Annotated in this window: 10 protein-coding genes; 1 reads left to right on the forward strand and 9 read right to left on the reverse strand. The window is 61.5% G+C overall.

All coding sequences use genetic code 11. The annotated features are described in order from the left end of the window. Positions 1-133: 133 nt before the first annotated feature. The 9 genes from Q5H31_RS01025 to rmuC all read right to left on the reverse strand — a co-directional run bounded on the left by Q5H31_RS01025 (position 134) and on the right by rmuC (position 10,147). Complete coding sequence (locus tag Q5H31_RS01025) at positions 134-1,723, reverse strand: NAD(P)/FAD-dependent oxidoreductase (RefSeq protein ID WP_302457386.1); 1,590 nt, start codon at positions 1,721-1,723, stop codon at positions 134-136. A gap of 172 nt (positions 1,724-1,895) precedes the next feature. Continuing rightward, positions 1,896-2,207 (reverse strand): DUF2469 domain-containing protein, encoded by a 312-nt coding sequence (locus Q5H31_RS01030; RefSeq protein WP_021913485.1) that lies wholly within the window; start codon positions 2,205-2,207, stop codon positions 1,896-1,898. Further along, on the reverse strand, positions 2,204-3,274 hold the full coding sequence (locus Q5H31_RS01035; RefSeq protein WP_302457387.1) for a GNAT family N-acetyltransferase: 1,071 nt from the start codon (positions 3,272-3,274) through the stop codon (positions 2,204-2,206). Before Q5H31_RS01035 ends, Q5H31_RS01030 begins: the two co-directional genes overlap by 4 nt. Positions 3,275-3,543: 269 nt before the next feature. Further along, positions 3,544-5,040, reverse strand: coding sequence for an Asp-tRNA(Asn)/Glu-tRNA(Gln) amidotransferase subunit GatB (gene gatB, locus Q5H31_RS01040; RefSeq protein ID WP_011743745.1), 1,497 nt, complete (start codon positions 5,038-5,040; stop codon positions 3,544-3,546). Positions 5,041-5,065: 25 nt separating this feature from the next. Beyond that, on the reverse strand, positions 5,066-6,601 hold the full coding sequence (gene gatA, locus Q5H31_RS01045; RefSeq protein WP_039775849.1) for an Asp-tRNA(Asn)/Glu-tRNA(Gln) amidotransferase subunit GatA: 1,536 nt from the start codon (positions 6,599-6,601) through the stop codon (positions 5,066-5,068). Between the two features lies 1 nt (position 6,602). Beyond that, complete coding sequence (gene gatC / locus Q5H31_RS01050) at positions 6,603-6,899, reverse strand: Asp-tRNA(Asn)/Glu-tRNA(Gln) amidotransferase subunit GatC (RefSeq protein ID WP_011743747.1); 297 nt, start codon at positions 6,897-6,899, stop codon at positions 6,603-6,605. A gap of 171 nt (positions 6,900-7,070) precedes the next feature. Next, positions 7,071-7,934 (reverse strand): TrmH family RNA methyltransferase, encoded by an 864-nt coding sequence (locus Q5H31_RS01055; protein ID WP_038445115.1) that lies wholly within the window; start codon positions 7,932-7,934, stop codon positions 7,071-7,073. 137 nt (positions 7,935-8,071) lie between these two features. After that, positions 8,072-8,743 carry an orotate phosphoribosyltransferase gene (locus tag Q5H31_RS01060; protein WP_117836994.1) on the reverse strand — a complete coding sequence of 224 codons (672 nt, stop codon included), beginning with the start codon at positions 8,741-8,743 and terminating at the stop codon, positions 8,072-8,074. A 69-nt stretch (positions 8,744-8,812) separates the two neighbouring features. After that, on the reverse strand, positions 8,813-10,147 hold the full coding sequence (gene rmuC / locus Q5H31_RS01065) for a DNA recombination protein RmuC (RefSeq protein ID WP_302457388.1): 1,335 nt from the start codon (positions 10,145-10,147) through the stop codon (positions 8,813-8,815). Positions 10,148-10,326: 179 nt separating this feature from the next. On the opposite strand from rmuC, the gene Q5H31_RS01070 reads away from it, so the two are divergent. Continuing rightward, positions 10,327-11,226, forward strand: coding sequence for an ATPase P (locus tag Q5H31_RS01070; protein WP_253275366.1), 900 nt, complete (start codon positions 10,327-10,329; stop codon positions 11,224-11,226). Positions 11,227-11,228 lie beyond the last annotated feature (2 nt).

The raw sequence follows: 11,228 nt of genomic DNA on the forward strand, positions 1-11,228 counted from the left end.
AAGCATGGGCTTGATCAAAGTTACGCTGCGAAAAATAAATAACGCGTGCGAAGACGCCCGTCTGAGGCCGAAGGCGTACAAAGGTACGTCGAGCGCCGGAGAAAGGGCGTATGCGCACGCGTTATTTATTTTTCTACTTTTCTTCGTGGTAGGACTTGTCAGTGTTGACCGACCACACGTTGTCTTTCGACGTTTCGCCGCTCTTGATGTCCTTGACGGCTTCGATGGCGGTGGCCATGGAGTGGTCCATGTTGTTGTAACGGTGCTGTCCGTTACGGCCAACGCAGTACAGGTTGCCGAAGGAGTCGAGGTAGTCGACGAGTTCGGGCATGCGGTCGTAGGTGTCGAAGTAGGCCGGGTAAGCCTTCTTGACGCGTTCGCGGTGGGAGTCGAGCACGTCCTGCGGGCCGTTGATGACCTGCATGCGGGTGAGCTCCTGGATGGCGAACTTGGTGGCTTCCTCGTCGGTCATGTTCCAGAAGGAGTCGCCTTCCTCGCAGAAGTATTCGAGACCGATCCACACGGTGTCGTCCACGTCCTTGACCAGGTACGGGCTCCAGTTGTTGAAGATCTGCAGACGGCCGACCTTGTAGCCCGGATCCTGCACGTAAATCCAACAATCCGGCACGATCGGCGGGTTGCCGAGGGTCGGAATGTCGGTGGTGTTGGTCAGGCGCAGGTGCTTGACGAGCAGGCCGACGGTGACGAAATCGCGGTACGGCAGGCCGTTGGCGATTTCGGTCATATCCTTCGGAGCCGGCTGGTCGGAGGCGTCCACGGCGTTGACAAGGTCCTTGACCGGCATGGAAGAAATGAAGTCGTCCGCGGCCATTTCGGTGCGGTTGCCTTCGGAATCCTCGTACACGACGGATGCGATCTTGCCGTCCTTCTGGCGAATTTCCACCACATTGGCGTCGGTGATGACCTTCACGCCGGCGGCTTCGCAGTTGGATTCGACGGTTTCCCACAGCTGGCCCGGGCCGAGCTTCGGATACCAGAATTCCTCGATGAGGGAGGTTTCGACTTCGGAGTTGTCGCGCTTCTTCGGCAGGAGCTTCTGGAAGGCGTTCTTCAGCACGCCCATGATGCTCAGGCCCTTGACGCGCTGTGCGCCCCAGTCGGCGGAGATTTCGGACGGGTGACGGCCCCACAGCTTCTCGGTGTAGCCCTCGAAGAACATGGAGTAGAGCTTACGGCCGAAACGGTTGATGTAGAAGTTCTCCAGGTTGGTTTCCGGCAGCTTGTGCACCATGGACTTCAGGTAGCTGAAGCCGGCGACCATGGTGAGCTTGAAGCCCATGGCCTTCAGGGTGTTGGCGCTCAGGGAAATCGGGTAGTCGAGGAAGTGGCGGTTCCAGTAGATGCGGGACACGCGGTGGCGCTTGAGCATCACCTTGTCTTCGATTTCCGGATCCGGGCCGCCCGGCTCCATATCATGCTCGCGGTGGAGCTTCTTGTCATCATAGCTGGGTGCGCCCTGCAGCGGCAGAACGTCCTTCCACCAGTCCATGATGCGGTCGTCCTTCGAGAAGAAGCGGTGGCCGCCGATATCCATACGATTGCCGTCATGCTTGACGGTGCGGGAGATGCCGCCGAATTCGCGGGTGGCTTCCAGCACGGTCACGTCGTACTGTTCGGAGCCACCGTCCTTGACGAGCTCCCAAGCGGCAGTCAGGCCGGCAGGGCCGCCACCGATGATGACCACGGATTGCTTTTGCGTCACTTTGAAGTCTCCTTACAAACAAAATCGAAGATATTCTACCCGAAGGTAGGGAAACGCACAGCGCACCTGTGCGCATGCACACAAAATCACCGCCAAGTCCGACAGCAATCGCCCTGATAGAAGGAAAACCAGCCGTACGGCTTCCGCCGAAGACTGGTTTTCCGTAGGTCCGCTACATGCTGTCGGGAATGTCGATATCGGTTTTCTGCACTTCCTCGACGTTCACGTCCTTGAACGTGACGATGCGCACGTTCTTGACGAAACGGCTGGAACGGTAGACGTCCCACACCCACGCGTCGGTCAGCCGCACGTCGAAGTAGACGTCCTGGCCGGCGGAACGCACGTTGAAATCGACCTTGTTGGCCAGATAGAAGCGGCGCTCGGTCTCCACAACGTAGGTGAACAGTTTGATGACGTCGCGGTATTCCTTGTATAGGGACAGCTCGGCGTCGGTTTCGTAGTTGTCGAGGTCCTCGGCGCTCATCGTCTGCCTTCCGTGTCGCGCTTGCGGCCACGTCCAAGCGTGCGCCACCAAGCATCCTTCGAGGTTTTGCGCTCATCCGAGCTGTACGGCCAGTTGTTGTCGGCATCGCCGGCCTTCCGGTCCGTCTTCGCCGTTCCGGATGCTTCGTTCGGCTGCGATTCCTGCGATGGCGCGGCAGACGTCTCGTCGGCGGAGGTCTGCGCCGTGTCTCCACTCTGGCCTGCCGCTGCGGCATCGTCCGCATCGCCCTTATGTACGGAGTTGAGTTGGATGGCGATCGAGTGTTCGCGGGCGCTCAACGCCTCCTTGACGCCCGGATTGTCTTCGATCACGTGCATGCCGAACGCGTCGAGCGAGCGGATCGGGTCGAATTCGTCGACGAGCGTGTCCATGACGATGAGGTCCTGGTAACGGTTCTCCGACGCGTTCCACAGTGCATCGCGCGAACGGCCGGACGGCACGAAGCCGAGCGACTGGTAGACGGATACGGAACGCGTGTTCTGTTCCGGCACGGCCACCCAAATGCGGTGCATGCCGAGGCCCGCCGGTTCCGGCGCGAAGCCGTACGTCATCACGCGGGGCATGATGTCTCGCGAGTAGCCGCGGCCGCGGTAGTCCTTGCCGAGCACCACTTGGATGCGGGCGGAACGTGCCCAGCCGTCGATGTCGATGAGGAAGATCATGCCGATCACGTTGTCGGAAGAGGCCGCGTCAAGCTCGCCGTCGCCGTCATGGTCGGCTTCGGTGACGATGGACCATGCGATGGTACGACGAGATTCCGGATCCCCCACGCCGGATTCGTTCGATTTTTCGCCATTGGACCATGCCACGGAACGACGCACCCACGCGTTCACAGCGCCACGTTCGGCCACGCGGTCCTTGCCGGTGATGCCGGATGCGCCGACGTACGCCTCAATGACCTCCATGCGTGCGATGTCGTCGATGGTGGCGGGGCGCAAGTGCACCATCTCGCCCTTGATGGGCGGAATGACGATGCGTTCCGGCAGCTCCCTCGCCCGCTGGTCCGTCGTCTGTTCCTTCGCTGTGGTTTCAGCGTACTCTGACATGATTATCGTTCCCTATGTTTCTCGGCGCGGTCCCTCGCCGCACCCATACCGACGGTATTGTACCCGACTGAACGCCAGCTGGGAGTTTTGTTAGGCAAAATCCCTGTGAAACCTCCCCAGCCGACGCGTGAATCGTACGAAAAGGCATGTAAAAGCAGATAAAAAGCAACAAAATGCAGAAAGGCGTGCGTTTTTACGATTCCTCTCATCGCAAAAACGCACGCCTTTCGATGCCATCAATCAGGCAACGTTCGGCAATCGCCGGAATGTCACTTGATCTTGCCCATCACGATCTTGGTGACGGCCTTCGCGTCGGCCTGGCCGCGGGTGGCGCGCATGACGGCGCCGATGATCGCGCCCATCGGCTTCATGTTGCCGCTCTTGAGCTTCTCGACGATGTCCGGGTTGGCCGCGAGTGCCTCGTCGACGGCCTTTTCGAGCGCGCCGTCGTCGGAAACGACCTGGAAGCCGTGCTTCTTGACGACCTCGTCCGGAGTGCCTTCGCCGGCGAGCACGCCTGCGACGGTCTGCTTGGCGAGCTTGTCGTTGAGCTTGCCGTCGGCGATGAGCTTCTCGACCTCGGCGACGTCGGCCGGGGTGATCGGCAGCTCTTCAAGGCTCACGCCCTTGTTGTTGGCTTCGCGGGACAGCTCGCCCAGCCACCACTTCTTGGCGCCCGAGGCGGAAGCGCCGGCCTTGACGGTGTCCTCGAGCAGGTCCAGAGCGTCGGCGTTGAGCACGTCGCGCATCTCCAGATCGTTGAAGCCCCACTCGCCCTTCAGGCGGTTGCGGCGCTCACGAGGCATTTCCGGCATCTGGGCCTTCATCTCCTCGATGTGCTCCTTGGTGATGTGCAGCATCACCAGATCCGGATCCGGGAAGTAGCGGTAGTCGTCGGCGTCGGACTTCACGCGGCCGCCGGCGGTGGTCTGCGAGGCCTCGTCCCAGTGGCGGGTCTCCTGCAGAATCTCGCCGCCTTCGGAAAGGATGGCGGCCTGGCGGCGGATCTCGTACTGGATAGTCTTCTCGATGCCACGGAACGAGTTCACGTTCTTGGTTTCGGAACGGGTGCCGAACGGATCGGACGGGCTGTTGCGCAGCGACACGTTCACGTCGGCGCGCATGTTGCCCTGCTCCATGCGGGCATGGGAGATGTTCAGCGCACGCACGATGTCGCGGATGGCGCGCATGTAGGCGCCTGCGATTTCGGGGGCGCGGTCTCCTGCGCCTTCGATCGGCTTGGTCACGATTTCGATCAGCGGCACGCCGGCGCGGTTGTAGTCGACCAGCGAGTGGTCGGCGCCTTCGATACGGCCGTCAGCGCCACCGACGTGGGTGTTCTTGCCGGCGTCGTCTTCGATGTGGGCGCGCTCGATCGGCACACGGAAGATGGTGCCGTCCTCAAGCTCCACGTCGAGGTAGCCGTTGCCGTTGGTCGGCTTGTCATACTGCGAGATCTGGTAATCGCGCGGCATGTCCGGGTAGAAGTAGTTCTTACGGGCGAACTGGCTCCATTCGGCGATTTCGCAGTGCAGGGCGAGACCCAGCTTGATCGCGTAATCGACGGCGGTCTTGTTGACCACCGGCAGGGAGCCCGGCAGGCCGAGGCTCACCGGGGTGAGCTGGGTGTTCGGCTCGCCGCCGAAGTGGACTTCGGCCGGGCAGAACAGCTTCGTGGTGGTGGACAGCTCCACGTGGGTTTCCAGACCGATGACCGGGTCGAACTTCTTGACGGCATCGGCGTACTTCATCAACTTTTCAGCCATTTTGTTTTCTTTCCTCCGATGCTTCCTACTTGTCCAGTCCGTCGAGCCACGGGGTCTTCAGGGACTGCCAGATCGGGCCGTTCCAGCTTTCCTCGAGGGCCGCTTCGAGAGCGGCGGCGGGCTTGTACATGACCTCGTCGCGCTGCTGCGGGGCGAGGAACTGGAAGCCGACCGGCAGGCCGTCGTCGCTCAGGCCGGCCGGGATGCTCATTGCCGGCACGCCGGCGAGGTTGGCCGGAATGGTGGTGATGTCGATGGCGTACATGGCCATCGGGTCCTCGGTCTTCTCGCCGAACTTGAACGCGGTGACCGGGCTGGTCGGGCCGACGAGCACGTCGACCTTTTCGAAGGCCTTCTTGAAGTCGTCGATGATCAGGGTGCGGACTTTCTGCGCGGAGCCGTACCAGGCATCGTAGTAGCCGGCGGACAGGGCGTAGGTGCCGAGGACGATACGACGCTTGACTTCGTCGCCGAAGCCGGCCTCACGGGTGTAGGCCATCATGTTGGCGGCGGTCTGCGGAACGCCTGCCGGCGGCATGACGCGCAGGCCGTAGCGCATGCCATCGTAACGGGCCAGGTTGGAGCTGACCTCGGACGGCATGATGATGTAGTAGGCGCCGAGGGAGTACGGCAGGTGCGGCAGGGACACTTCGATGACCTCCGCGCCCATTTCCTCAAGCTTCTTGACGCCTTCGTTGAAGCGGGCCATGACGCCCGGCTGGAAGCCTTCGCCGCCGAGCTCCTTGATCAGGCCGACCTTGAGGCCCTTCAGATCGCGCTTCATGCCTTCGCGGGCTGCGGCGACCATCGGACGCGGGCCTTCCGGAATGGAGGTGGAATCGCGCTTGTCGTGTCCGCCGATCACTTCCTGCAGCAGGGCCGAGTCGAGCACCGTACGGGAGCACGGGCCGATCTGGTCGAGCGAGGAGGCCATGGCGATCGCGCCGAAACGGGAGACGCCGCCGTAGGTCGGCTTGACGCCGACGGTACCGGTCAGCGAGCCCGGCTGGCGGATGGAGCCGCCGGTGTCGGTACCCAGGGCGAGCGGAGCTTCGAATGCGGCCACTGCGGCTGCGGAACCGCCGCCGGAACCGCCCGGCACGCGCTCGGTATCCCACGGATTGTGGGTGGTCTGGTAGGCGGAGTGCTCGGTGGAGGAGCCTTGCGCGAATTCATCGAGGTTGGTCTTGCCCAACAGCGGCATGCCCGCGGCCTTGAGCTTCTCGATGACGGTGGCGTCGTACGGCGGCACCCAGCCTTCGAGGATCTTGGAGGCTGCGGTGGTTTCGATGCCCTTGGTGACGATCATGTCCTTGATGGCGATTGGCACGCCGGCGAGTTCCGGCATCTGCGCCTTGTCCTCATCGGACTTGGCGTCGAAGGCGTCGGCCTGTTCGAGGGCCTGGTCGGCGGAGACCTTTAGGAAGGCCTTGACGCTCGGTTCGGCGGATTCGATGACCGCAAGGTGGGCTTCGACCAGCTCACGGCTGGAAACTTCCTTGGCCTTGATCTTGGCCGCCATCTCGGCGGCGGAAAGCTTGACGAGTTCGGTGGTGCTCATATCACTCCTGTCCCAGAATGCGCGGTGCGACGAACATGCCGGCCTCGGAGACCGGGGCGCCTGCGGTGGCTTCGGCCTGGGTCAGCGGGGTCTCGGGGACGTCCGGACGCAGGTAGGCTTCCAGCGGGACCGGGTTCGCGGTCGGTTCCACGTCGTCGGTGGCGACTTCCTGGACCTTGTTGATGGATTCGGCGATGACGTTCAGATCGCCCTGCAGACGGGTGATTTCCTCGTCCGTGAGTGCGATTCGGGCCAGATCGCCCAAATGCACGATTTCTTCTTTGGTGAAAGTAGGCATGACCCTAACAGTAACGCGTCTGTGTGACGAGCGTGTGCCCTATTTCGTGCCCCGTTCGCAACCCAGCCGCGGACGTTGCCTTCCATTTCGCAACCCAATTGTTGGACACCTGGTCATCTTTCCGGTACAGCAACGTTCGACGGCTTTTCTTGCCGCGTGCCGATGGCGCGATCAGGCTTGCGGCGCGGCGTGCTGGGCGATCCAGGCGTGCATGGAGACCGCGGCGGCGGCGCCGGCGTTGATGGAACGGACCGAGCCGAATTGGGAGATGTAGACCACGTCATCGGCCAGTTCGAGCGCTTTTTCGGACAGGCCCGGGCCTTCCGCGCCGAAAAGCATGAGGCAGCGTTTGGGGAAATGGTAGGTTTCCATGGGCACCGCGCCGGGAATGATGTCGAGCGCGATGACGCGGGCGGCTTGCAGTTCTGCTATTTTCGCGTCCAAGGCTTCCAGTTGGGCCATGGTTTCGCTTGTGTTCGGGGCAGTGCCGGAAGCGCCGTCCGTCGCGGCTGCGGAGCCACGCATATGGAAGGCGATGGCGGCGGCTTGCGATTGGGCGGCGGCGATTTCGCCGGCGATGCGCAGTTTCCAGCATTCGACGAGTTCCGTTATGGATGGATGGTTTTCGACGTGCTGGTACAGCTCCGTCATGAGCGCGCCCTTGCGATTCCATTTGTGCGGGCCGACGATGTGCACGCGGCGCGCTTGGAACGCGTTGGCGGTGCGCACCATGGAGCCGATGTTGAAATCGTGGGTCCAGTTCTCCGCGGCGACTTCGAAATCGTGGCGCCCGCGGGAGTCCAGGTCGGCTTTGATGGCCGCGACCGTCCAGTAGCGGTAGCGGTCGAGCACGTTGCGGCGGTCGCCTTCGTCGAGCAGGGTGGAGTCGAAGCGGATGTCGTAATTGGGGGATGACGCATCGTCCGGGCGTGGTTCGCCTGGATGGGTTTGCGACCACGGTCCTACGCCGACCTCGCGGAACGTCGGTTCGCCGGATGCCTGTGCGGCAACATCGATGGGATTGGGATCGTGCACGTTCTCCCCTTCATAGGAACAGCAATACAAATATGTCAAAGGCCCGCGCATCCGCATGCATCATCATGCTTGTCATCGCACATTCGACGACGTCAACGGCAGATATGTTTGCGGTCGGTCGGCGGGAAACTCGGTGTTCAGTGGAGTTCGGATTCCTTGAACACTTCGACGAACGGCAGTTCGGATTCCTCCGAAGTGACCGGGTTGATGACCTTGATGGTCGGGTCGACCATGTCGACACCGCCGATCAGCGAGGCAACGGCCAGCACTTTGGCGCCTTCGTTCTCCACCACGGAGAAGTCGAGGCTCAGCTCGTTGCCGTTGCGCAGGGTGACCAGCGATGAGGTCTGCACATACGATTTTTCAGACAGCCAGGAGTCGATCAGCACCACGCGTTTGCCGGCAATCGACGGACCCTTGATGGACGGATAGACGAAGTCCATGACGAAACCGTCCAAATCCTCACCACGGGAGGCGGCGGCCTGGATCATGGCGGAGACCAGCGGCACGGCCGCGGCGGTCAATGCGCCGACCGTGTCGAAATCGTCGACGGAATAGCCGGCTTCCTCCAACGTGTCGAGCAGGATATGGCCGACGATGGAGGCTCCACGATGGTCGAACAGCACGGAGGAGAGTTCCGAGAAAGGCTTGTCCTTCATTTCGGCCTGCAGCAGCGTCTTGAGCTGGTCGCGAGGTTCGAGCATGGCGAAATCGACGGTGGATTCCGTCGAAGCGGAAACAGACTGGCCCGCAGCGGAATCATGCGTCGGAACCGGTGTCGTCTTGCGGAAAGTGTTCTCTTCGGTCATGGTTCCAGCCTATCCTTTCGGCTCGTCATTCACCGTGCGGTATGGGTGATTTATGAGCGATAAACATGGTCATTCGGCGTTGGTCTCGGGAGCGGACAACTCGCGGATATCCCCTTTTTCGGGCGCGATCATGTCGACGGTGCCGATGACCTTGCTCTGGTCGACGCGTTGCAGTTTGCGCGCGGTGACCAGCACGCGCGATTCGAGCGACGCGGCGAACGAGTTGTATGCGCCGACCGTTTTGGTGATGGCGGAACCCAGTTTGGTGGCCCGCTCCCCCAATACTGCAAACCGTTCGTACAGCTCTCGGGACAGGTCGAACAGCATTTTCGCGTCATCGGTCAGGCTTTGCTGCTGCCATGCGTATGCCACGGATTTGAGCACCGCCCATAGGGTGATCGGCGAGGTCAGCGCGACTTTCTGCGCGAATGCGTCGTCCATCAGTGTCGGGTCGGTTTCCAATGCGGCCTGCAGCAACGATTCGTTGGGGATGAACGCGATCACGAAATCCGGAGCATCGCTGAACGCGTTCCAGTAGGCTTTGTCTCCCAGGGTCTTCACATGGTCTCGTACCGCTTTGGCATGGGAATGCAGCAGCTCGTTCTTGCGGGCCAGTTCCTCCGGTGAGGCGGTGTCTGGAATCTCGCATGCGCGCTGGTAGTCGGCGTATGGCGCTTTCGCGTCGATCGGAATGGTTTTGCCGCCCGGCATGTGGATGATCATATCCGGCCGTTGCGTATGTCCATCGGCGTCGGTGACCACAACTTGGGTGTCGAAATCGACATGTTCCAACAGACCCGCCGATTCCACGATGTTGCGCAGCTGCGCCTCGCCCCACGCGCCACGCACCTTGTTGTTGCGCAATGCCGATGATAGGGCGCTCGTCTCGCGATCCAATCGCGCCTGCTGTTCGCCAAGACCTTTGAGCTGTTCGCCGAGCACGCCCATCTCATGCTTGCGGCCCTCTTCGATTTGCGCGACCTTCGTCTGCAGGGCGTCGAGGTTCTTCTGCACCGGAGCCAGTGCGGAGAGCACCTTGCTTTGCTCCTGCAGTTTCCGTTCGCTTTCGGCTTGACGACGGTTCGCTTCTTCGGCGGCACGCTGCCGTTCACGTTCCACGCGCATTTCCTCGGCACGCTGGGCCTGTGCCAATTGCGATTTGAGATACGTCAGCTGCTGGCTGAATCCTTCCGCCTGCGTACGGTATTGCACAACAGCCGCGTTGAGATTGCTGATGTCCTGTTTGTCCGCCTCGATCTGCGCCTTCGCCTCGTTCAGGTCGGATTCCTTCGCGCCACGGGCCATATCCTGCCCTTTGGCACGGCCCGCGAAGAAGCCCGCAGCCGCTCCGAGCGCGGCCACGATCACCAGCAATATCACTACAAACACAGGATTATCGAACATACGTTCGATGGTATCACGTCATCAGGAACACATCAATCCACGCATCCACATTCATTCGCAAGACCGACCGCATGCCACACAACCGTGCACTATGCTGAAATCAGCCGAACGCGAAATGCATCAGCCCAACACGAAGGGACATTATGGGATTCGATCTGTTTTTGGCGGCCGTGTCGATTGTGGCCGCATCCATCGCCACCTGGGCGTTGTTGCGGCTGTTTCCAAGCTCGGACGCACGCCAGGCGATTCCGCTGCGGACGGACGGCGGATTTGCCGACCCATCCCACACAACCGACGGTGGAGTGACGATAGACGGCAAAGTGACGGCAGACGGCGAATCGGCATCCGACATCGACGGACAACCCACCGACCACCTCGGCAAGCGCCTCGTCATCGCGCTTATCCTGACCATTCCAACGTTCGTCATCACATTACTGGCGCTGGCCAAAATCGCCATGCCGGGATGGCTGACGAATCCGTGGCCGCACGCCATCGTCATCACGCCGGTCATGTTCTATTGCGCGGCGCCGATTCACCACCGCGGCCTGCCCGCATTGCAGCGGCGGCGTCCGAACGGCGATTCGCTGGTTTCGCTTGGCATGGCGATTGTTTACGCGTACAGCCTGCTGCTGTGCGTGGTGTCGTGGATTTTCCCGGCCGGCTCGCGCGATCCGTATTTCGCGTTCGTCGGCGTGGTCGCGACGCTTTCGCTGGCTGGCACGCTTGTCCGGCAACACGCGATGACCGCGCAGCAGACGGCAGAAACAGAAAAGGCGCAATCGGCACAGTCAACAGAATCAACAGAATCGGCGCGATCTCAAGCGAAATCCCCTGAGCCAACGCAAGAAAAAAGCGCGGAAGAATTGCTCTTCCGCGCTGTGGTAGGTCATGCGATCCGCGCACGCGTGCTGCAGATCACCACGTCGGTGACGATGGTGGTCGCGGTGTGGACGTGCGCGTTGTGGCTGGCGTTCGGCATGCAACCGAAGCTGGCGATCGCCATACTGCTCGGTTCGACCGTGCTGTCGGTCGCAGGCCTGGTATTGCAGGCTTACGACCGACAGGTAACCAATCGATAATC

Source organism: uncultured Bifidobacterium sp., from assembly GCF_959020155.1.
In the GTDB taxonomy this organism is placed as follows: Bacteria; Actinomycetota; Actinomycetes; order Actinomycetales; family Bifidobacteriaceae; genus Bifidobacterium.